This is a genomic window from Paenibacillus sp. RUD330, assembly GCF_002243345.2.
Taxonomy (GTDB): Bacteria; Bacillota; Bacilli; order Paenibacillales; family Paenibacillaceae; genus Paenibacillus_O.
Genome location: NZ_CP022655.2, coordinates 1,552,501 through 1,572,424, shown reverse-complemented (window position 1 = coordinate 1,572,424; position 19,924 = coordinate 1,552,501). Strand labels below are relative to the sequence as shown.

Genomic DNA, 19,924 nt, shown 5'->3' with positions numbered 1-19,924 from the left:
ACAGAGATACAATGGAGCAGAAATGGAACGTCATCGATTCAGAACTTACACAGGAGGCTGTTATCATGTCCAAACGCACAGCGGTTATTACAGGCGGAGCCAGCGGTATCGGCAGAGCGGCCGCGCTCAAATTCGCATCCAAGGGTGATCGGGTCATCGTAGCGGACTTCAACGAGGCCGGCGGCAGCGAAACGGTCGAGCTGATCCGCGCAGCCGGCGGCGAAGCGGCTTTTGTCCAGGTCGACGTTTCCTCCCAGGAAAGCGTGAAGAATCTGGTGGACACGGCTGTCGCCACTTACGGCAGCCTGGAAGTCATGTTCAACAACGCCGGCATCGGCGGCGCGGGTCCGGTCTTGGACCAGAACATGGACCTTTATCATAAAACGATTGCCGTCAACCAGCACGGCGTCGCCTACGGCATCATCGAGGCCGGCCGCAAGATGAAGGAGCTGGGCGTCAAAGGCGCCATCATCAATACGGCATCCGTATTCGGCTTCCTCGCCTCCCCCGGAACCTTCGCTTACCACGCGACGAAAGGCGCCGTCATCATGATGAGCAAGTCGGCCGCTCTGGAGCTTGCCCCTCACGGCATCCGCGTCGTCGCCGTCGCTCCCGGAGCGGTCGATACGCCGATCATCCAAGGCTACAAAAACTCCGGCCTGCTCGACAGCATGAAAGCCAAGGTCATGGGCGGCGAGCTGACCAAGCCGGAGAGCGTCGCGAATTCCGTGTACCTGCTGTCTCTGGAAGAAGCCGATGCCATCAACGGCAGCGTCGTCATGGTCGATCAAGGGTACGCTTCGTTCAAATAAACGCGTTAGCGACAAATAAACTCGTCAACGAACGGTCTCCTAAACGGAGAGAAAAGCCCGCATTCCGGCAACAGCCGGTTCGCGGGCTTTCCTTTTGAAGTGAACGGACACCGGTTTGAACACCGGCGCCGTCATCATAACCCTGTTAAAGCTTCGCGAACAGGATGTAATCGACTTGGACAGGCTCTGCCGATTCGATCCGAAGTCCCCGGTTGATCTGTCCCCGGTGATAGTGCCCATGCAGGAGGACCTGCAGCAGGATGTCCCGAACGGACGCTCGGAACGGAACCCCGCTCTGGTTCGCGTAATCGATCACCTCGTCCAGCTTGGATTCCTCGAGCCCATCGATATAAACGCGATATCGCTCGGCATTTTCCTGGAACATCGTCCGAATTGCCGACAGGTCCTCCTCGACCTCCCACAGCGAATATTGCTTGCTGCTCTTGCCTTGCAGCCGGGACAGCCAGACTTGTTCCGCGACCGCGATGTGCCGCACCAACTTCAGAAGGTCCTGGTTGTTCGTCCCGCTTTCCTCAAGCGCGTCCAGGATTCGTCCATTCGCCCAGTACAGATGGTCCATCATGCTCTTGATCGTCTTCATTTCGGTTTCCCCCTATTTCTCTCATTGACGACTGAATAGCCATAAAGTTCGTTGATCCTTGATTTAAATCGGATCTTTCTGTTCGTTCCTTCAAATAAAAAGATGAAAAAGTCCCGATCAATCAAGAGATCCTTGATCATCAGGACTGACAGTACGCTGCCAAACTCACCTTGCAAACCCGATGCCATGACAAGTGCCTGGCGGTGACGAACGAATTGCAGCTCGCACGCCATCGCTACTTGCCGGAAGCATGCTCCCGCTGGCGCAGCGCCTCATACAACACCACCGTCGCCGCCATCGCGACGTTGAGCGATTCGCTTCGGCCCTTCATTGGGATGATGATGCCGAGGTCCAGCTGGTCCTGCGTCTGCCGGGACAAGCCTTCGGCTTCATTGCCGAAGAGCAGCCATACCGGCACGGTGAAGTCGCATTCATAACAGCTTCTCGCCGCCTGCAGGCTCGTTCCGGCCAGCAGCATGCCCCGCTCCCGAGCTTGCGGCAGCGCCTCGGCGAGATCCATCTCCAGCACCGGAAGATGGAACAGGCTGCCCATCGTCGAGCGGACGGTCTTGGGGTTGTAGAGATCGACGCAGCCGCGGCCGAGAATGACGGCATCGGCTCCGGCCGCATCCGCGCTGCGGATGATCGTGCCCGCATTGCCGGGATCGCGGACGGCATCGAGCACGACGACAAGCGCGTCCGGCTTGTGCAGCGCCGCTTCGTCGTGGGACGGCTTGTCGACGACGGCGAACACCGGCGGCGGCGAATCCGTTCCGGTGCATTTGGCCATGACCGCGGCCGACGCAGGGACCAGCTCCGCGGCCGAATCGCGAAGCAGCGGCTCCAGCTCGGCAGGCATGCCTCGGCCGGCATCGTATACGATCGTGCCGACGGCGGCTCCGCATAGAAGCGCTTCTTTGACCATATGGACGCCTTCAGCGAGGAATTGGCCGCTGCGCTTGCGGCCCTTGGCATCCAGCAAGGCTGTCCATGCCTTTACACGGGAATTGGAGGTTGAGGTCAACGGTTCGCTAATCACTTCCGGTTCAATTCCTCCTCGACGGAATAGGCGACCTCGAGGCCGGTCAGATCGCGGTTCGCCCCGACGACGACAAGCACTTCATCCGCTTCGATGACATGATCCGGCATCGGGGATATATCCATCTTCCCATGCGTTTTGATGGCCATGATGTTGCAGCGATGCCTGGCCCGTATATCCAGCTGCTTGAGCGTGCGCCCGACCATGGCGGGTGGAGCCTGGATCTCGATGATGCCGTAGTCCGGGGACAGCTCGATGAAGTCCAGCACATTGGGCGAGATCAGGTGATGGGCCACGCGCAGGCCCATGTCCCGCTCCGGGAACACGACGCGGTCCGCTCCGATTTTGCTGAGCACTTTGCCGTGCAGCTCGTTTTGGGCTTTGACGATCAAATAGGGGACTCCCAGATCCTTCAGGATCAGCGTCGTCAGGATGCTGGCCTGAATGTCCTCTCCGATGGCGACGACGACGACGTCGAAGTTGCGGACGCCGAGAGCGCGCAGAGCTTCTTCATCCGTCGTGTCCGCCGTGACCGCATGGGTGACGACGGGAGAGATCTCCTGGATCCGCTGCTCGTCGCTGTCGATCGCAAGCACTTCGAATCCCATCTCGGACAGGGATTGGGCTACGCTGGAGCCGAACCTGCCCATGCCGATCACGGTATATTGTTTTTTGCGCATGAATAGTTCTCCGCCTTTCTTAAGGGCTGCATACCGTTCAGTATACCATATCCGGCACCTTTCTTTCCCTCATCCGGACCGCATTCTTTACATGAACGCTTCCTATGGGGGCATGCTATGGAGGAAATGACTCAAGGGGGAAATGCGTCCATGAATGAGTTCGACCTTCGCCAAGCCATCGCCCAGATCGTCAAGGACAAATCGGAGAATGAGCTTGGCGATATCATCCGTGAATCCATCGACGGCGACGAGAAAGCTCTTCCCGGTCTCGGCGTCCTGTTCGAGATGATCTGGAAAGACAGCGGCGGCCAGGAACAGCAGCAATTGATCGGCAAGCTGTACGGGCATCTCCATTCATCGTAAATGAACAGCCCCTGCCGCATTTTCGCGGCAGGGGCTGTTTTCATTCCGTTGTTATGGAGCCGTCTCCAGGAATTTGGAGGTCGGGTTCTTGTCGACAGCGGTGCGCATCGCATACTCGTTCTCGAACAAGGCGACGTAATTGTCCTTTTTGTCCTTGACGAGCGTCGAGTTGATCCGGAACTTGGTCGGATCGATCTTGTCGTCCACGATCCAGCGAGCGAACTGGAAAGGCATCCTCTGGAGGATGACGTCCACGCCGTATTCAGCCTTCATCCGATATTCGAACACCTCGAACTGCAGCTGGCCGACGACGCCCAGAATCGTATCCTCGAAGCCGCTGGCGGACTGGAACACCTGAATGGTGCCTTCCTCCGTCAGCTGGTCGATTCCTTTTTCGTATTGCTTTTTCTTCAAGGCGTTCTTGATCGAGACCTTGGCGAAAATTTCCGGCGAGAACGTCGGCAGCTCGTCGAATACGATCGAGCCGCCCTGCGAGAGGGAATCGCCGATTCGGAAAATGCCCGGATCGAACAGCCCGATAATGTCTCCCGGATAAGCCGCTTCGACGATGTCGCGGTCCTGCGCAAGGAACTGCTGCGGCTGGGCCAGCTTGATGTCCTTCCCGATCCTTACATGCCTGACGCTCATCCCGCGCTCGAACCGCCCGGAACAAATGCGCAGAAAAGCGATGCGGTCGCGGTGGGCCGGATTCATGTTCGCTTGGATCTTGAACACGTATCCGGTGAACTTCTCGCTCGTCGGCTCGACCGGGCCTTCCGTGCTGTTGCGGGGCTCGGGCTTCGGAGCCAGCTGCAGGAAGTTCTCGAGGAAGGTCTGCACGCCGAAGTTGTTGACGGCGCTGCCGAAGAACACCGGAGTCAGCTCGCCCGCGCGAACCTTCTCGAAGTCGAACTGGTCGCCGGCTACATCCAGCAGCTCCAGATCCTGCTCGAGCTGATCGGCGAGATAATCGCCTGCCATCTCCCGAATGACCGGGTCCTTGTAATCCCCGACCTTGCGCACCTCAATGGTGGAATGGTCATTGCCCTGGAACAGCTCGACCTGGTTCTTCATCCGGTCGTAGACGCCGCACAGCTCCCGGCCCATGCCGATCGGCCAGTTCATCGGAACGGAACGGATGCCGAGCACCCGCTCCAGCTCCTCCATCAGATCGAACGGGCTTTGGCCCTCGCGGTCCAGCTTGTTGATGAACGTGAAGATCGGGATGCCGCGCCGGCGGCATACCTGGAACAGCTTGATCGTCTGGGCTTCGACGCCTTTGGCTACGTCGATCAGCATGACCGCGCTGTCGGCTGCGGTCAGCGTCCGATACGTGTCCTCGCTGAAGTCCTGGTGACCAGGCGTATCCAGGATGTTGACGCGGTGTCCCTTATAGTCGAACTGCATGACGGAGGAGGTTACCGAGATTCCGCGCTGCTTCTCGATCTCCATCCAGTCGGAGGTGGCGTGTTTGTTGGCTTTGCGGGCTTTGACCGAGCCGGCTTCGCGGATGGCGCCACCGAACAGCAGCAGCTTCTCCGTCAGCGTCGTTTTACCGGCATCAGGGTGAGAAATGATGGCGAATGTGCGCCTTTTGTCTACTTCTTGCTTGATTTCGTCGAGCAGTTTAGTCATGGTATTCCCCTTATATCGCGCTTTATTATTCATGAAACAGGCTAGCGGGCCGCATATCGATGGGCTGCCTGCTGGATCAAATCGGTTGCATGCTGTCGCTCCTACGGCCTGCCGATGAGGATCGCCCTGGCCGGCGACGCCTCGACTCCGCTCAGCTTGAGCGGGGCAACGACCATGAAGTAGGTTCCGGCCGACACATCCGCCAGCCTCAGTCCTTCCACGATGACGATATTATTGCGGAAGAGCGGGCGATGGGTCGGATAGTCAGGCTGTGAACGCTCGATTCCGAGACCGTCCGTACCGATGCCGCGAACCCCTATATCAATTAAATACCGTGCGCCGTCTTCGCGCAAGTAAATAAAATCATCCTCGAACCGGCTGCTGAACGAATTGGCCGTCTTGAAAAGGACCCAGTCGCCTCGCACAAGACCAAGAGGCTCCAAGTCCGCCTTCGTGATGGAATCGGATACATGAGTAAGGTCGACGACGCGGGCCGTTCCCGCCAGCTCTTCCAGCCCGATCGTCTCGATTCCTGCTCCATCCTCAAGCATATGCATCGGCGCATCCACATGAGTGCCGGTATGCAGATTCATCCGCAGCTCCGATTCATACACGCCTCCTTGTGCGAACGGCGTAATCGTGCGGATCTCCGGCTTTTTGGCCTCGAGATTGGCCCATACCGCCATATCTGAATGAATGGGCATGGAAATATCGTAGATTTTGAACATGCTTCATTCCGTCCTCTCGTCAAATAACGCTTCAATCCTGTCCGTAGCCGGACAGGATTGATCGTGGAAGCTTATGGGGTCAGCCTTAGGTGCTTAGAAGTTCTACGGTGATGGAATCGGCGCTCGCAAGCTGCGCATGCTCCGGCACAGCCTCAAGTGACGCAAGCTTGATCGCAATCTTCCTCGGAGAGACGCAAGCTTGATCGCGCTCGTCCCCTGGAAGACGCGAGCTTGATCGCGTCCGCCCCTGGAGAACAAGCTTGATCGCGTCCGTCTCGTGGAGACGCCGCTCTATTGCGCTCCGCCGCTGATCCAGATGACGTTGTCTTCCGCCTGGCCGTTGACCGGCCACCAGAAGAAGCCTTCTTTGTGAAGAAGCTCATCCGTAGCTTCCGGTCCCCAGGATCCGGCAGGATAGGAAAGCAGATCCTCTCCAGATTCTCTCCATGCGGCCGCAATGCGATCCACGAACGTCCACGCTGCCGCAACCTCGTCCCAGCGGGTGAAGTAGGTCGAATCTCCGCGAGCCGCGTCGTAGATCAGCAGCTCATACGCTTCCGGCGTGTTGATGCCGACCTGGCAGCTCTGGCAGAATTCCATGGCGACAGGCTGAACCTCGTTGTCCGCCCCAGGCTTCTTGGCGTTGATCTTCAGGTAGATGCCTTCCGTCGGATTGACGCGGATGACGAGCAGGTTCGGACCCAGCTTATGCCGCTTGGCGAAGAGGACATTGTCCGGAACGTTTTTGAATTCGATGACGATTTCGGTCGTCTTGACCGGCAGCCGCTTGCCCGTGCGGATGAAGAATGGAACCCCCGCCCAGCGGAAGTTGTCCACAAGCACCTTGGCGGCAAAATACGTTTCCGTCCTGGATTCCGGATTTACGCTGTCTTCCTGACGGTAGCCTGGAAGCTCCTTGCCTTTGGACTGGCCGGAGGCATACTGTGCCCGCACGACATTATCGCGGACTTCCTCGCTGGACGCATACTGCCGAAGGGACCGCAGAACCTTGACCTTCTCGTCGCGGAGGCTTTCCGGATGCAGCCGTCCCGGAGGCTCCATGGCAATCATCGTGATCATCTGCAGAATATGGTTCTGCCCCATGTCCCGAAGCGCGCCGGAATTGTCGTAATAGCCGCCCCGCTCCTCTACGCCGACCGTTTCGGACAGCGTGATCTGGACATTGGCGATATGATCCTTGTTCCAGAGCGGCTCGAACAGCTGGTTGGCAAAACGCAGAACCTGGATGTTCTGGACCATTTCCTTGCCGAGGTAGTGGTCGATCCGATAGACCTCTTCTTCCTTGAACACCTGGCTGATCTGTCCGTTCAGCTCGCGGGCCGATTCCAGATCATAGCCGAACGGCTTCTCGATGACGAGCTTGTGCCATCCCTTGGATTCCAACAGGCCTCCGTCGCGAAGATTGAACGACACCGGACCGAAAAGCTCCGGAGCGAGAGCAAGGTAGAAGAGCCGGTTGCCTTCGATGCCGAATTTCTCGTCCAGCTCCGAGGAGAGCTGGTTCAGCTCCCTGAAGCCGTCGACGTTATGGATATCGAGCGGCTTGTACACGAAGTGTTCGGCAAATTTCTGCCATACCTCGACATCGGTCGGCTTGTACCGGCAAAACTCCATGATGGACTCGTATACGTCCTGGCGGAACTGCTCATTGTCCCGCGGACGGCGGGCGAGTCCGACAACCGCGAAATTCTCTGCCAGCTTGCCTTCTTTATATAAGGAGAACAGCGCCGGGAACAGCTTCCTCCGCGCCAGATCGCCCGTGGCTCCGAACAGATAATAGACCGCGCCTTCAGCGGCCGATGATTCCTGTTTGCTAGAGTAGTTCATGTTCCCTCATTCTTTCATCATAAATTTTGGGTGCATCAGCTTGATATGGTATGTAGTGTATCATAACGATGCGGGAATCGCCATTCATGGCGGCCAATCTTCATGGGGCCTTCACGTTCCCTATGCCCCGCTCTCCGAGAGGTCTCCATTGATGAGCGGAATGCCGGCTGTGATCTCAGCCGCGATGCCCGCATCGCCCCCGCCATGCTCCGCCAGCTGGATGCTGGCCGAAGCGCTCCCTTCCTTGCCTTCTCCAAGCCGCATGGCTCCTGTCAGTGCAGTCGTGCTGTACGTCCGGACAATCGTTCTGGAATCCTTATATTCATCCAGAACGGCTCCACCCGCCTTTTGTGCTATGCGGCCGGCGGCGCCGACCCTGATGGCATGGCCGTACAACTTGATGCTCATCATCGGCTTGGAGTCCGTGCCGGTCGCGGTCAATGCCGCATTGACCTCCGTCATTTCACTCAAGATAGCCCGAAGCTCGGCCGCAGGCGGAGCGTGGTAGGTCATGACGGCTTGTCCCCCCGCTTCCCTGTTCTCACGATCCGTGCCGAGCAGTTGCAATTTAAGCGTGCCTTCCGCCGATGAACGCGCCGCTTCCCATAGGATGCCCCCGCTGGTTTTGTTTTCATCCTTCCCGCCGGCAAGGTCTTTCGCGTCCGCCGTCATGCCGAGCGCTTCGGCCGTCCTGGCCGCCTGATCCGCCGTCACTCCATCCAGGCTCCAGCGCAAATGCCAGGAGGCCGCTCTCGATCCGCCGCCCAGCTCGCCGTCTGCCCAGTTCCACAGCTTCTCCATATCCTCTCCGGTTGCGGAGGACATCTGAACGTCCGGCTTTTTCGGAGCCGTCACGCTCCAGCCGATCGAGCCTTTGCCGCCGGCTGTATATATCGTTGCGAGAACGGCTAACGCAAGAAAGGCCAGCACTATGCCTGCGCCTTGTTTGGCTCGCGGATTGCTCATCATAGCCCCTCCATTCTCATGGCCTGTTGACTGGGTATTTGACCATACGCATCAGCCCGTAGGTGAATATACTGCATCATTCCATCCATCAAGGAAAACCAGAAAGGATGAACAACGGAAAATGGAACCTATTCGGCCCTTGCACGAGGAACATGTCCAGCGTTTCTGCGGAATGCCGGTGTGCGCCATTCTCAAGGACGGCACCCGCCATATGGGTATTCTCTCCGCTTGCCATGGCGGGCGGATCTATCTGAACGGCGGCGAAGAGCATCATAAGCGCCAGCAGCAAGGAATCGGGATTCTAGGGAAGCCGGCAAAAGGAAAAGCGAAAAAATCCAAAGCTTCCAAGCCCGAGCAGGAGCAAGTGCTGGAGCAGGAAGCCCACACTCAGGCGTATCCTTACGGCCCCGGAGCAGGACCTTACGGCCCTGATTCCTATGGCGGCGGTCCCTACGGATACGGATACGGCGCTGCGGTCGGCGTCGACCTCGCTTTCCTCGCCTTTCTCCTGCTGTTGATCTGACCATCCGGCGGTAGTCGAACAGCCCGCTGACGTTTCCGGGACAGGAAGCTTCGGCAGGCTGTTTCTCTATGGAGCATATTGGGGTAATGGATTTCAATTCCAGCCTGAGGGAGGCTTCCTGATGATAGGTCCTTTGCGTCGAATGAACCGCATCTTCCATGTGGAAAAAGTAGCGCCGACAGTGCCCGTCGCCCCAGCCGCTCGAGAGCGGGAAGATGCCGGCCTGTCCGACTATGCCATGGATGGCATGACAACCCGGTTCTTCTCCGACTTCCGCCTGACTGCATCCTGGCTCCAGGCTGCAAGCCGGCTGCGCCCCTTCATCCAGGACATGCGCCGCCGGCGCCTGCAGCTGCTGAGCGACGGAGCGGCGGGAATTGACCTCTCGGGACTCGCCGATACCGTTTATGAGCTCGCGGAACGATGGAACGATTTGGAGCTGCTTTATTTCCGCTGCAGACCTGGCCTCAACCCTTCCATCGAGACCGACCTGCGCTCCATGCGATCCCATCCTGCCGCATGTCATGCCGGGTTGGACATGAACAGGCAAGGTGAATGGAAGGTCAACCCCGTCGCCCTCAACCAGCAGCTTGAGAACCGCCCCGATGCGGTGCTTCGAGCCCTGTTCTCGTCGGAAGGACTGCTTCCTTACGCCGACCAGCTGCTCGCCTCATTCGAAGCGCAGCCTGCGGCATCCCTTATCGACCATTCCAATCTGCCTTCGGCGGGAACCTATAACGAGGACGGAATTCTCGATGGGATGACGCATCATCCGGTCTCGTCATTCAGCTGCCTGGCCTAGGCTCCTTCAAGGCCTCGTGCCAAGTTCTCAATCCACGGCCAGATCATGCTTGTGCGCATATATTGCCGCCTGCGTGCGATCCTCTACGCCGAGCTTGTTGAGCACATTGGTCACATGGAATTTGACGGTCTTGATGCTGATGAACAGCTTGTCGGCTATATCCTGGTTGGACAAGCCCTGCGCGACCAGCATGAGCACGTCCATTTCCCGCTCGGTAAGATCTTCATGAGGCGGTTTTTGGACGGGCTGCTTGGGTTGACGGAGCCTGCTCATCATTTTGGCTGCCACCTGGGATTCCAGCACGGATTGTCCTCTAGCCGCGGCGCGGATCGCTTCGGCTATTTCGCTTGCCCGGGAAGTTTTGAGCAGGTAGCTGAACGCTCCCGCTTCGATCACGGGATACATCTTGCTGTCGTCGAGATAGCTCGTAAGCACGATGACCTTGCACTCCGGCATGATCTCCATCAGCCTCCGGGTCGTTTCGACTCCGTCCATCTCTTCCATGACCAGATCCATCAGCACGACATCCGGGGTGTAGGCGGTAGCCAGCCTGATTCCTTCGGTTCCGTTTCCGGCCTCTCCCACAACCTCGATGCCTTCTTCCGTATCGAGCACCGCTGCAAGACCGATCCGAACCATCTCATGGTCGTCTACAAGCAGCACCTTGATCGGCCTTGCCATTCCGCTGTCCCGCTCCATTCGTTCCGGCATGCTCATGGTTAGAATCCGCCCTTTCCGTCTTCCAGGGGAAGCCACATCTCAATGGCCGTTCCTTCGCCCGGAGCCGTATGAATTTGTATGTTGCCGCCAAGCTCATGAATCCGCTCTTCCATCGTCAGCAGGCCGTAGGAGGCCTGTTTCTTTTCTTCCAGATCGAAGCCGACGCCGTTATCGGCGAAGCTCAGCTTGGCTTTGGCTCCATCCCGCTCCAGCCTCATGACCATCTTGCTGGCCTTGGCGTGGCGCAGGGCGTTAGACAACGCCTCTTGGGCGATCCGGAACAAATGGTCCTCTGCGCTGGGACGGAACAGAATGGTCGGATCCACATCAACCGTAATGTCCATCGGGACTTTTGCTTTCAGCTCCCCGACCAGCCGTTCAAGCGCCTGGGCCAAGTTTTTGCCGTCCAAATGAACAGGACGCAAATGCAGCAGAAGCGCTCTCATTTCGGATTGGGCCACGGCCGCCATCTCCTCGATCAGCTGCACCTGCCTGCGCGCACGCTCCCAATCCTTTTCAATCGTCCGGCTTACAGCCGTTGCGGTCATGGAGATGGCGAACAGCTGCTGGCTCACGGCGTCATGCAGCTCGCGAGCCAAGCGCTGCCGCTCTTCGATGACAGCGGTGAACTTGACCTGCTCCCGCCACTCCTCCTGCTCCTCGGTTTCTTCAGGGCGTGATCCCTCTTCCTCGGGAGAATGGGGAATCGTGATCGATTTGCGCCTGCTCTGCTGCTGGTTCAGCTTGCGCAGAGCTTCTCTAAGCTTGGACGTCTGGAGGTAGCTGTTCAGCACAGCCCCTGCGAGCGCAGCCGCGATGACCGCCAGCCCGTACAACGCCCCTTTTCCTTGTATGGCAAAAAATTCGACATATCCGGTTCCTTGCAGCACGATGAGCAGCAGTCCAAGGATGATAAGCAGCCACAGTACCGTTTCAAGAACGTTTTTCTTTGTAGGTCCCTGACCCTTTCCTGGAGGCTTTTTGGCAGCCACAGCGATACTCCCCCTTCTTTCTCTCTCTACTTTACCTGTCCGGCGCCAACGGTTCAAGCGTTCCTCCGCTGCAAGCAAACAAGCCTCGGAACCAGGCGGCTGCGCCGCCATGTCCGAGGCTTGCGAAAGCAAAGCTTAATTCGCTGCGTCTTCTTGTGCAGCGGCTGCCTGAGGAGGATTCAGCTTGTTTTTGAGCTGCTGCAGCTGTTCTTCAACCTTCAGCTGGTTCTCCGGACGGATGGAGGCAGCTCCCTCCGCTTTATAGCCGCTTCCGTAAGGTCTGCGGAGAACGTCGGCTTCGGCTTCCATCTGCATGATCTTTTCTTCCATGCGGCCGAAGCCGCGGGATGCAGTGCCAGTATCGAGGGAGCCGACATTGGCCGAAGCCTGCGACATCTGCTTTTTGGCCTTGGCCATTTGAGCGCGGGCGGCCAGCTCGTTGCGTTTGTTGCGGAGCTGGTAATACTCGTCCTTCATGCCGTACAGCTGCTGCTTCAGCTCGTCGGCCTGGCTCTTCGCTTCCAGATGAAGCTGGCTGTATTCTTGCACTTTCTCCTCGAAATACAGCTTCTCTTCCAGAAGCTTGCGGGCAAGATCCTCCTGGCCGGAACGAAGCGCCGTTTCCGCTTTGCTGTCACGATCCGAGGCGCTTCTTGCCGCTTCGTCGAAGCGCTGCTGCATGCGGCGCTCGTTGGCCATTTGCTTGGCTACCGTAACCTCGGCCTGGTGGATTTCCTGCTCCATGTCGCGGAGGTATTGGTTCAGCATAACGACCGGATCTTCCATTTTATCCAGCGCCTCGTGCATCGAAGCTTTTGTAATATCTTTCAGGCGTTTGAAAATACCCATGTTGTTATTCTCCCTTCTCATACTTCGAAAGTTTGGCTTTCAGTTCTTCCAGCTCGTTGCGCAGAGCTTTCTTCTCCAGGTCATCCATCATCTTGTCCAAGTCTGCCTGGCGGTTGCTGTCGGACTGCCATCCTGCCGTTGCCGGACCTTCCTGGTATTGCGGAGGGTTGCGGTACGGGCCGCCATGCTGGCCGCCTCCTGCGCCTTGACCGAATCCGGTGCGGCTCGGATCGTTGTGCCCTTCGTAGAAGTCGCCGCCCCGTCCATCCTGATACGACCCGAAGTTTCCTGGAGGAAACTGGTTATAGTCATGCTCCTTCGGAATTACCAGCGCCGCCAGGATATAGATGACAATGGCAGCGCCGCTTGTGCAGACGGCAAGGATGATCGTCAGGATACGAAGCAGATTGGCATCCACATTGAAGTAATCCGACAGCCCGCCGCATAATCCGAACAGAACTTTTTTGCGTCTGGAGCGAAATAATTGCTTCATGATGTTAGGTTCCTCCTTGTCCCAGCTTTCTCTTCAGCTGTTCCAATTCCATTTCTACCGCCGATTGATAGGAAGAATTTCCACCATGACCTGCGGTACCTTCGCTGCGAAGATCCCTGAGGCTGCGCGCTTCATGCTCCATATCCGTAATCCGGTCGTCGAGCCTGCGGAACATACCGTCCGGTTTGCCGCCGGGCTGGCCGGAAACGGCTCCTGTGTAACGGGCGTTCATTCGCTGCTGCAGCTTCAGGGACTCCATGCGAGCCGAATAGTACTCTCGCTTGTCATAGACGATCTGGTACTCGCTTCTCATCTCCTGAAGATTTCTTTCGAGGTCTTCCACGCTCTGGCGGCCTTGCTCGTACAGATCGCGATACTGTCTGGCGCGTTCCTCTGCGGATGCTTTCTCATGAAGAGCTATGCGGGCCAGCTGCTCTTCGCCGGCTTTGAGCGCGGTGACGGCTTGCTGCTCCCGCTTTTCCTTCTGCTGCTCAGCGGTGAGCCATTGCATTTTCAATTGCTGGTTATGGGATGAATACTGCTGGTACAGACGCTCCGATTGAATGATCTCTTCCCGTGTCGACCACAGGAACTGGTCGATCAGCCGTACCGGATCTTCCGCTTTCTCCAAATGCTCGTTCAGCGTTGCGATTGTTATGTCTCTGACTCTGCGGATAATACTCATATTTGTCCTCCTCCAACCGGTTGCTCTCTTTCCTTCGTTTAATGAAGCCTTTTACCTTTAAAGAGGGAGACTCCCCATACGATCAGTCCGACTGCGAACAGCAGCATGATCAGAGGCGTTAATTTTCCAAGCAGCCAAATGGCTCCGACGAAGAGAAGAACTCCGCCTACAATCCGGTTGCCGTTCCTCCAGCCGATGACTCCAAGTCCCAGAACAATAAGAGGGAAGATCAAGGATACGGCCCAACTGATCAAATGACCCAATCCGAGAAATTTCATGGCCAGCAATGCGCCCGCCACAACCAAAATGATGCCTACCGTTGAATTGCGTTTCATCTCTGATTGCCACCGCCTTTCGATTCGCGTATATGCTCTCTTGCTTATGTCCTTATTTTAGGCCATCCCCGCAAAGTTCAAAACGGACTTGCGAACGTTTCTATACCTGGACTCAGGTCGGGGAGGGTCTCCGTCCTGGAATTGGGAAGAGATGCGACCTGCTTAAGACAAGGCTGAAACGGTCGAATTCAGAGGTCCATATTTAATGGATTCAGGTTTATACTATAAAGAAGAAGAGCTATATCCAGGTGAAGGGGTGCAGCTATGGAGTCCAGCGTCGACCATGCTTCCTATTTTATTGATTCCTCAACAAAACCGAAAAGACTCCATGTGATGGAATGGCGTCCGTCCGGGACAGCCAGAGCCATCATCCAAGTAAGCCATGGCATGGCCGAACACGTCGCAAGGTATGACTCTTTCGCACGGGAGATGGCCCAGGATGGATACATCCTTATCGGTCATGACCACATCGGTCATGGTCTATCTGCAGGAGCAGGCGATTTAGGCCATATGCCGGCTTCAGGAGGATGGCAGGAGGCTTCCATGGACCTTCAGGAAATTGCGCTTCATGCGAAGGATCGGTTTCCAGAGCTGCCCCTCCTATTATTCGGTCACAGCATGGGATCCTTTCTCGCGAGAACCTGCCTGATCGATGCTCCGGACATATGGCAGGCTTGCATGTTGAGCGGAACAGCCTGGAATCCTGCCCTTGCGCTGACGGCAGGCCAAACCTTGATTCGGCTTGAGATGATGCTCAGAGGGGAACATGCCCGCTCCGAATTGTTGAACAAAATCATTTTCGGTTCCTACAACAAGAAATTCAAGCCCAATCGAACCCGTCATGACTGGCTTTCGGTAGATGAAGGCAACGTGGACCGTTATATAGCGGATCCCTATTGCGGATTCATCCCTTCCGTCGGATTTTTCAGCAGCTTGATTGCAACCGGAATTCCCTACATTCAAAATCGAAAGCATATAGCTAAAATGAACAAATCCATGCCTGTATATTTCTTTTCCGGCGCCGATGATCCCGTCGGCCAATATGGCAAAGGCGTTGAACGTACGTTTCAAGCTTTTTTGGATGCCGGGATGAGCGACGTCACGATGAAGCTTTACCCCGATGTCCGTCATGAGGCTATACAAGAATCGAATAGGGAAGAAATTCGGGAACATCTCAGGCTTTGGCTGAATTCCAACTTTTGATATTTCTTTGAAATGGATGCGAAAGAAAAAGGCTTGCAGAACCGCATAAGCGACTCTACAAGCCTTTTTGAATGCTGGTGAAGGGACTCGAACCCCCACTCCGTCTCCGGAAGCGGATTTTGAGTCCGCCGCGTCTGCCATTCCGCCACACCAGCATATATAAAATTTCCTCTTCACTCTATAAATTCAAGAGGCAGAGGAATCAAACTTCATTTTAAAGGGAGATAAAATGGCGTGCCCTAAGAGATTCGAACTCCTGACCTTTTGATTCGTAGTCAAATGCTCTATCCAGCTGAGCTAAGGGCACACGTTAGATAATATGGAGGCGCCACCCAGACTCGAACTGGGGGTAGAGCTTTTGCAGAGCTCTGCCTTACCACTTGGCTATGGCGCCATAAAACAATGGAGCGGAAGACGGGAATCGAACCCGCGACCCTCGCCTTGGCAAGGCGATGCTCTACCGCTGAGCCACTTCCGCAAATAAATGGCTGGGGATTCAGGGATCGAACCTGAGAATGACGGAGTCAAAGTCCGTTGCCTTACCGCTTGGCTAATCCCCAACAAAACATGGGGCGATCGAGGGGAATTGAACCCCCGAATGCCGGAACCACAATCCGGTGCGTTAACCACTTCGCCACGATCGCCATACTGGCAGGGGCAGCAGGAATTGAACCCACACTAACGGTTTTGGAGACCGCTGTTCTACCTTTAAACTATGCCCCTAAAAACTGGTGGAGGATGATGGATTCGAACCACCGAACTCGTCAGAGAACAGATTTACAGTCTGCTGCGTTTGGCCACTTCGCTAATCCTCCAAAAAATGGTGCCGCCGAGAGGACTTGAACCCCCAACCTACTGATTACAAGTCAGTTGCTCTACCAGTTGAGCTACAGCGGCATATTCAATTATCAAAAAACATGGTGGCTCGGGACGGAATCGAACCGCCGACACAAGGATTTTCAGTCCTTTGCTCTACCAACTGAGCTACCGAGCCTGGATGCTTATTGAAGAAAAATGGCGGAGCTGACGGGATTCGAACCCGCGGTCTCCTGCGTGACAGGCAGGCATGTTAGGCCTCTACACCACAGCTCCATATTGGTTGCGGGGACAGGATTTGAACCTGTGACCTTCGGGTTATGAGCCCGACGAGCTACCGGACTGCTCCACCCCGCGGTAGTCTAATGGTGGAAGCTGAGGGGATCGAACCCCCGACCCTCTGCTTGTAAGGCAGATGCTCTCCCAGCTGAGCTAAGCTTCCATATGAAGAACAACATGTTATTTACTATAACTTATCAAGGCTATGTAATCAAGCCAGATAAGAAAGTGGTGACCCGTAGGGGATTCGAACCCCTGTTACCTCCGTGAAAGGGAGGTGTCTTAACCCCTTGACCAACGGGCCATATCTGGCGGAGAGCGAGGGATTCGAACCCTCGATACGCGATTAACGTATACACGATTTCCAATCGTGCTCCTTCGACCACTCGGACAGCTCTCCAGATGGCTCCCCGAACAGGACTCGAACCTGTGACAACTCGATTAACAGTCGAGTGCTCTACCAACTGAGCTATCAGGGAATATGCGTTTGCATTCAAAGCTTGCGCCTTGAAAACTGGATCGAACCAATAGGATGGATGCTGAGTCCATTTGCTTTTCTTACATGGCCAGCGAATCGTATTCGGATTCATTCTCGCCATGTCTCGCCCACGTTCATCGTCTTGCGACGATCTCCCGTGATGCTTGATCCATAGGATAAGCCCTCGACCGATTAGTATTCGTCAGCTGCACGCATTGCTGCGCTTCCACCCCGAACCTATCAACCTGGTCGTCTACCAGGGGTCTTACATACTGGGAAATCTCATCTTGAGGGGGGCTTCGCGCTTAGATGCTTTCAGCGCTTATCCCGTCCGTACGTAGCTACCCAGCGGTGCTCCTGGCGGAACAACTGGTACACCAGCGGTACGTCCATCCCGGTCCTCTCGTACTAAGGACAGCTCCTCTCAAATTTCCTGCGCCCACGACAGATAGGGACCGAACTGTCTCACGACGTTCTGAACCCAGCTCGCGTACCGCTTTAATGGGCGAACAGCCCAACCCTTGGGACCTACTTCAGCCCCAGGATGCGATGAGCCGACATCGAGGTGCCAAACCTCCCCGTCGATGTGGACTCTTGGGGGAGATAAGCCTGTTATCCCCAGGGTAGCTTTTATCCGTTGAGCGATGGCCCTTCCATTCGGTACCACCGGATCACTAAGCCCGACTTTCGTCCCTGCTCGACTTGTAGGTCTCGCAGTCAAGCTCCCTTATGCCTTTGCACGCTGCGAATGATTTCCAACCATTCTGAGGGAACCTTTGGGCGCCTCCGTTACATTTTAGGAGGCGACCGCCCCAGTCAAACTGCCCGCCTGACACGGTCCCTGTACCGGTTTCACGGTACCAGGTTAGAACTCCGATACGATCAGGGTGGTATCCCAACGGTGCCTCCACCGAAGCTGGCGCTCCGGCTTCTAAGGCTCCCACCTATCCTGTACAGATCGTACCAAAGTCCAATATCAAGCTGCAGTAAAGCTCCATGGGGTCTTTCCGTCTTGTCGCGGGTAACCTGCATCTTCACAGGTATTAAAATTTCACCGGATCTCTCGTTGAGACAGCGCCCAAGTCGTTACGCCATTCGTGCGGGTCAGAATTTACCTGACAAGGAATTTCGCTACCTTAGGACCGTTATAGTTACGGCCGCCGTTTACTGGGGCTTCGGTTCACAGCTTCGGGTTGCCCCTAACCGCTCCCCTTAACCTTCCAGCACCGGGCAGGCGTCAGCCCGTATACTTCGCCTTACGGCTTCGCACAGACCTGTGTTTTTGCTAAACAGTCGCTTGGGCCTTTTCACTGCGGCCCCCTCGGGCTATTCACCCTACCGAGGCACCCCTTCTCCCGAAGTTACGGGGTCATGTTGCCGAGTTCCTTAACGAGAGTTACTCCGCGCGCCTTAGCATGCTCTGCTCGCCTACCTGTGTCGGTTTGCGGTACGGGCACCTTCGCCTGGCTAGAAGCTTTTCTTGGCAGCTGGAGATCATGACCTTCGGTACTAAAATTTCCCTCCCCATCACAGCCCAGCCTTACGGTTTGCGGATTTGCCAACAAACCAGCCTCACTGCTTGGACGGACACATCCATCGGTCCGCGTCACTACCCTTCTGCGTCACTCCATTGCTCATAACGGCTTACGGTGGTACAGGAATATCAACCTGTTGTCCTTCGACTACGCCTTTCGGCCTCGCCTTAGGTCCCGACTTACCCTGAGCGGACGAACCTTCCTCAGGAACCCTTAGGCTTACGGCGGATCAGATTCTCACTGATCTTTTCGTTACTCATACCGGCATTCTCACTTGTGTACTGTCCACCAGTCCTTGCGGTCTGACTTCAACCTATACACAACGCTCCCCTACCCAAGTACTCTAAAGTACATGCCATAGCTTCGGTGGTGTGTTTAGCCCCGTTACATTTTCGGCGCAGAGTCACTCGACCAGTGAGCTATTACGCACTCTTTAAATGGTGGCTGCTTCTAAGCCAACATCCTGGTTGTCTGGGCAACTCCACATCCTTTCCCACTTAACACACACTTGGGGACCTTAGCTGATGATCTGGGCTGTTTCCCTCTTGACGATGGATCTTAGCACTCACCGTCTGACTCCCGGTTATACATGACTGGCATTCGGAGTTTGACTGGACTTGGTAACCCTTGGCGGGCCCCGCACCCAATCAGTGCTCTACCTCCAGCATGCTCAACACCGAGGCTAGCCCTAAAGCTATTTCGGGGAGAACCAGCTATTTCCGAGTTCGATTGGAATTTCTCCGCTACCCCCACCTCATCCCCGAATTTTTCAACATTCGTGGGTTCGGGCCTCCAGTGCGTGTTACCGCACCTTCACCCTGGACAGGGGTAGATCACACGGTTTCGGGTCTACATCCACGTACTATGGCGCCCTATTCAGACTCGCTTTCGCTGCGGCTCCGTCTTCCCGACTTAACCTTGCACGTGAACGTAACTCGCCGGTTCATTCTACAAAAGGCACGCCATCACCCATATAGAGGGCTCTGACTTTTTGTAAGCGCACGGTTTCAGGTTCTATTTCACTCCGCTCCCGCGGTGCTTTTCACCTTTCCCTCACGGTACTGCTTCACTATCGGTCGCCAGAGAGTATTTAGCCTTGGCAGATGGTCCTGCCGGATTCCCACGAGGTTTCACGTGTCTCGCGGTACTCGGGATCCGTCTCGGAGGGAATGGACTTTTGGGTACAGGGCTTTTACCTCTTGTAGCGGGCCTTTCCAGACCTCTTCGCCTAACCCATTCCTTTGTAACTCCATGTGAGACGTCCCACAACCCCAGGAGGCAAGCCTCCTGGTTTGGGCTAATCCGCGTTCGCTCGCCGCTACTGACGGAATCACTATTGTTTTCTCTTCCTCAGGGTACTTAGATGTTTCAGTTCCCCTGGTATGCCTCACGCAGAGCTATGTATTCACTCTGCAGTAACTGGACATTACTCCAGCTGGGTTTCCCCATTCGGAAATCCCCGGATCAACGCTTGCTTACAGCTCCCCGAGGCCTATCGTGGTTCGCCACGTCCTTCATCGGCTTCTGGCGCCTAGGCATCCT

Annotated in this window: 18 protein-coding genes, 16 tRNA genes and 1 rRNA gene (1 of these 35 cut by a window edge); 5 read left to right on the top strand and 30 right to left on the bottom strand. The window is 56.0% G+C overall.

Annotated features, from left to right (window positions below):
- The first annotated feature begins 65 nt into the window (after positions 1-65).
- Positions 66-812, top strand: a complete 747-nt coding sequence (locus tag CIC07_RS06935) for an SDR family NAD(P)-dependent oxidoreductase (protein WP_076358490.1) — start codon at positions 66-68, stop codon at positions 810-812.
- A gap of 145 nt (positions 813-957) precedes the next feature.
- Here the strand turns inward: CIC07_RS06935 and CIC07_RS06930 are convergent, their stop codons facing one another.
- The 3 genes from CIC07_RS06930 to CIC07_RS06920 form a co-directional block, all read right to left on the bottom strand.
- Entirely contained in the window at positions 958-1,413 is a 456-nt protein-coding gene (locus CIC07_RS06930; RefSeq protein WP_076358491.1) for a DinB family protein, read from the bottom strand.
- Positions 1,414-1,648: 235 nt separating this feature from the next.
- Positions 1,649-2,452: a TrmH family RNA methyltransferase gene (locus CIC07_RS06925; RefSeq protein WP_234992995.1), complete on the bottom strand. Its 804-nt coding sequence runs from the start codon at positions 2,450-2,452 to the stop codon at positions 1,649-1,651.
- A complete protein-coding gene (locus CIC07_RS06920; protein ID WP_076358494.1) occupies positions 2,449-3,132 on the bottom strand; it encodes a potassium channel family protein in 684 nt (227 codons plus the stop codon). The genes CIC07_RS06925 and CIC07_RS06920 overlap by 4 nt, the downstream gene beginning before the upstream one ends.
- A gap of 150 nt (positions 3,133-3,282) precedes the next feature.
- Between CIC07_RS06920 and sspI the strand changes: the two genes are divergently transcribed.
- On the top strand, positions 3,283-3,495 hold the full coding sequence (sspI, locus tag CIC07_RS06915) for a small acid-soluble spore protein SspI (RefSeq protein WP_021879181.1): 213 nt from the start codon (positions 3,283-3,285) through the stop codon (positions 3,493-3,495).
- Positions 3,496-3,546: 51 nt separating this feature from the next.
- On the opposite strand, the gene CIC07_RS06910 is transcribed toward sspI, so the two are convergent.
- From CIC07_RS06910 to CIC07_RS06895, 4 genes are all read right to left on the bottom strand, one after another.
- Positions 3,547-5,130 (bottom strand): peptide chain release factor 3, encoded by a 1,584-nt coding sequence (locus tag CIC07_RS06910; protein ID WP_076358495.1) that lies wholly within the window; start codon positions 5,128-5,130, stop codon positions 3,547-3,549.
- A 101-nt stretch (positions 5,131-5,231) separates the two neighbouring features.
- A complete protein-coding gene (locus CIC07_RS06905) occupies positions 5,232-5,858 on the bottom strand; it encodes a cyclase family protein (protein ID WP_076358496.1) in 627 nt (208 codons plus the stop codon).
- A 291-nt stretch (positions 5,859-6,149) separates the two neighbouring features.
- The gene (gene zwf / locus CIC07_RS06900) at positions 6,150-7,706 is read right to left on the bottom strand and encodes a glucose-6-phosphate dehydrogenase (protein ID WP_076358497.1); all 1,557 of its coding nucleotides are present in this window, start codon (positions 7,704-7,706) and stop codon (positions 6,150-6,152) included.
- Positions 7,707-7,826: 120 nt separating this feature from the next.
- Entirely contained in the window at positions 7,827-8,675 is an 849-nt protein-coding gene (locus CIC07_RS06895) for a hypothetical protein (RefSeq protein ID WP_157742036.1), read from the bottom strand.
- A 118-nt stretch (positions 8,676-8,793) separates the two neighbouring features.
- Between CIC07_RS06895 and CIC07_RS06890 the strand changes: the two genes are divergently transcribed.
- A complete protein-coding gene (locus CIC07_RS06890; protein WP_139334443.1) occupies positions 8,794-9,195 on the top strand; it encodes a hypothetical protein in 402 nt (133 codons plus the stop codon).
- Positions 9,196-9,316: 121 nt separating this feature from the next.
- On the top strand, positions 9,317-9,997 hold the full coding sequence (locus tag CIC07_RS06885) for a hypothetical protein (protein WP_139334444.1): 681 nt from the start codon (positions 9,317-9,319) through the stop codon (positions 9,995-9,997).
- Between the two features lie 27 nt (positions 9,998-10,024).
- Here the strand turns inward: CIC07_RS06885 and CIC07_RS06880 are convergent, their stop codons facing one another.
- From CIC07_RS06880 to CIC07_RS06855, 6 genes are all read right to left on the bottom strand, one after another.
- Positions 10,025-10,678: a response regulator gene (locus tag CIC07_RS06880; protein ID WP_442953353.1), complete on the bottom strand. Its 654-nt coding sequence runs from the start codon at positions 10,676-10,678 to the stop codon at positions 10,025-10,027.
- Positions 10,679-10,716: 38 nt separating this feature from the next.
- On the bottom strand, positions 10,717-11,709 hold the full coding sequence (locus tag CIC07_RS06875) for a sensor histidine kinase (RefSeq protein WP_076358501.1): 993 nt from the start codon (positions 11,707-11,709) through the stop codon (positions 10,717-10,719).
- Between the two features lie 135 nt (positions 11,710-11,844).
- Positions 11,845-12,558 carry a PspA/IM30 family protein gene (locus tag CIC07_RS06870; protein ID WP_048745076.1) on the bottom strand — a complete coding sequence of 238 codons (714 nt, stop codon included), beginning with the start codon at positions 12,556-12,558 and terminating at the stop codon, positions 11,845-11,847.
- Between the two features lie 4 nt (positions 12,559-12,562).
- The gene (locus tag CIC07_RS06865) at positions 12,563-13,051 is read right to left on the bottom strand and encodes a PspC domain-containing protein (protein WP_076358502.1); all 489 of its coding nucleotides are present in this window, start codon (positions 13,049-13,051) and stop codon (positions 12,563-12,565) included.
- A 4-nt stretch (positions 13,052-13,055) separates the two neighbouring features.
- Entirely contained in the window at positions 13,056-13,736 is a 681-nt protein-coding gene (locus CIC07_RS06860; protein WP_049869307.1) for a PspA/IM30 family protein, read from the bottom strand.
- 38 nt (positions 13,737-13,774) lie between these two features.
- Entirely contained in the window at positions 13,775-14,071 is a 297-nt protein-coding gene (locus CIC07_RS06855; RefSeq protein WP_021879193.1) for a LiaF transmembrane domain-containing protein, read from the bottom strand.
- Positions 14,072-14,335: 264 nt separating this feature from the next.
- Here CIC07_RS06855 and CIC07_RS06850 point away from each other — a divergent pair, with 264 nt between their 5' ends.
- Positions 14,336-15,274: an alpha/beta fold hydrolase gene (locus tag CIC07_RS06850; RefSeq protein WP_076358503.1), complete on the top strand. Its 939-nt coding sequence runs from the start codon at positions 14,336-14,338 to the stop codon at positions 15,272-15,274.
- 72 nt (positions 15,275-15,346) lie between these two features.
- On the opposite strand, the gene CIC07_RS06845 is transcribed toward CIC07_RS06850, so the two are convergent.
- The 17 genes from CIC07_RS06845 to CIC07_RS06765 all read right to left on the bottom strand — a co-directional run.
- Positions 15,347-15,429: transfer RNA gene (locus tag CIC07_RS06845), tRNA-Leu, on the bottom strand.
- Positions 15,430-15,504: 75 nt separating this feature from the next.
- A tRNA-Arg gene (locus CIC07_RS06840) sits at positions 15,505-15,581 on the bottom strand.
- Between the two features lie 13 nt (positions 15,582-15,594).
- Positions 15,595-15,668 (bottom strand) — tRNA-Cys (locus CIC07_RS06835).
- Positions 15,669-15,677: 9 nt separating this feature from the next.
- Positions 15,678-15,752, bottom strand: a tRNA-Gly gene (locus CIC07_RS06830).
- Positions 15,753-15,759: 7 nt separating this feature from the next.
- Positions 15,760-15,834 (bottom strand) — tRNA-Gln (locus tag CIC07_RS06825).
- 8 nt (positions 15,835-15,842) lie between these two features.
- Positions 15,843-15,918: transfer RNA gene (locus CIC07_RS06820), tRNA-His, on the bottom strand.
- A gap of 5 nt (positions 15,919-15,923) precedes the next feature.
- Positions 15,924-15,997, bottom strand: a tRNA-Trp gene (locus CIC07_RS06815).
- A gap of 6 nt (positions 15,998-16,003) precedes the next feature.
- Positions 16,004-16,089 (bottom strand) — tRNA-Tyr (locus CIC07_RS06810).
- A 6-nt stretch (positions 16,090-16,095) separates the two neighbouring features.
- Positions 16,096-16,171: transfer RNA gene (locus CIC07_RS06805), tRNA-Thr, on the bottom strand.
- A gap of 21 nt (positions 16,172-16,192) precedes the next feature.
- Positions 16,193-16,268: transfer RNA gene (locus CIC07_RS06800), tRNA-Phe, on the bottom strand.
- A gap of 21 nt (positions 16,269-16,289) precedes the next feature.
- Positions 16,290-16,366, bottom strand: a tRNA-Asp gene (locus CIC07_RS06795).
- Positions 16,367-16,370: 4 nt separating this feature from the next.
- A tRNA-Met gene (locus tag CIC07_RS06790) sits at positions 16,371-16,447 on the bottom strand.
- A gap of 9 nt (positions 16,448-16,456) precedes the next feature.
- Positions 16,457-16,532 (bottom strand) — tRNA-Val (locus CIC07_RS06785).
- Between the two features lie 66 nt (positions 16,533-16,598).
- Positions 16,599-16,673, bottom strand: a tRNA-Glu gene (locus tag CIC07_RS06780).
- A 5-nt stretch (positions 16,674-16,678) separates the two neighbouring features.
- Positions 16,679-16,769, bottom strand: a tRNA-Ser gene (locus tag CIC07_RS06775).
- 3 nt (positions 16,770-16,772) lie between these two features.
- A tRNA-Asn gene (locus CIC07_RS06770) sits at positions 16,773-16,848 on the bottom strand.
- A 171-nt stretch (positions 16,849-17,019) separates the two neighbouring features.
- Positions 17,020-19,924: ribosomal RNA gene (locus tag CIC07_RS06765) — 23S ribosomal RNA — on the bottom strand; it runs 24 nt beyond the window's last position.

Coding starts and splice junctions, on each gene's coding strand:
- CIC07_RS06935 (WP_076358490.1), top strand. CDS start 66: ATGTCCAAACGCACAGCGGTTATTACAGGCGGAGCCAGCGGTATCGGC.
- CIC07_RS06930 (WP_076358491.1), bottom strand. CDS start 1,413: ATGAAGACGATCAAGAGCATGATGGACCATCTGTACTGGGCGAATGGA.
- CIC07_RS06920 (WP_076358494.1), bottom strand. CDS start 3,132: ATGCGCAAAAAACAATATACCGTGATCGGCATGGGCAGGTTCGGCTCC.
- sspI (WP_021879181.1), top strand. CDS start 3,283: ATGAATGAGTTCGACCTTCGCCAAGCCATCGCCCAGATCGTCAAGGAC.
- CIC07_RS06910 (WP_076358495.1), bottom strand. CDS start 5,130: ATGACTAAACTGCTCGACGAAATCAAGCAAGAAGTAGACAAAAGGCGC.
- CIC07_RS06905 (WP_076358496.1), bottom strand. CDS start 5,858: ATGTTCAAAATCTACGATATTTCCATGCCCATTCATTCAGATATGGCG.
- zwf (WP_076358497.1), bottom strand. CDS start 7,706: ATGAACTACTCTAGCAAACAGGAATCATCGGCCGCTGAAGGCGCGGTC.
- CIC07_RS06895 (WP_157742036.1), bottom strand. CDS start 8,675: ATGATGAGCAATCCGCGAGCCAAACAAGGCGCAGGCATAGTGCTGGCC.
- CIC07_RS06890 (WP_139334443.1), top strand. CDS start 8,794: ATGGAACCTATTCGGCCCTTGCACGAGGAACATGTCCAGCGTTTCTGC.
- CIC07_RS06885 (WP_139334444.1), top strand. CDS start 9,317: ATGATAGGTCCTTTGCGTCGAATGAACCGCATCTTCCATGTGGAAAAA.
- CIC07_RS06880 (WP_442953353.1), bottom strand. CDS start 10,678: ATGGCAAGGCCGATCAAGGTGCTGCTTGTAGACGACCATGAGATGGTT.
- CIC07_RS06870 (WP_048745076.1), bottom strand. CDS start 12,558: ATGGGTATTTTCAAACGCCTGAAAGATATTACAAAAGCTTCGATGCAC.
- CIC07_RS06865 (WP_076358502.1), bottom strand. CDS start 13,051: ATGAAGCAATTATTTCGCTCCAGACGCAAAAAAGTTCTGTTCGGATTA.
- CIC07_RS06860 (WP_049869307.1), bottom strand. CDS start 13,736: ATGAGTATTATCCGCAGAGTCAGAGACATAACAATCGCAACGCTGAAC.
- CIC07_RS06855 (WP_021879193.1), bottom strand. CDS start 14,071: ATGAAACGCAATTCAACGGTAGGCATCATTTTGGTTGTGGCGGGCGCA.
- CIC07_RS06850 (WP_076358503.1), top strand. CDS start 14,336: ATGGAGTCCAGCGTCGACCATGCTTCCTATTTTATTGATTCCTCAACA.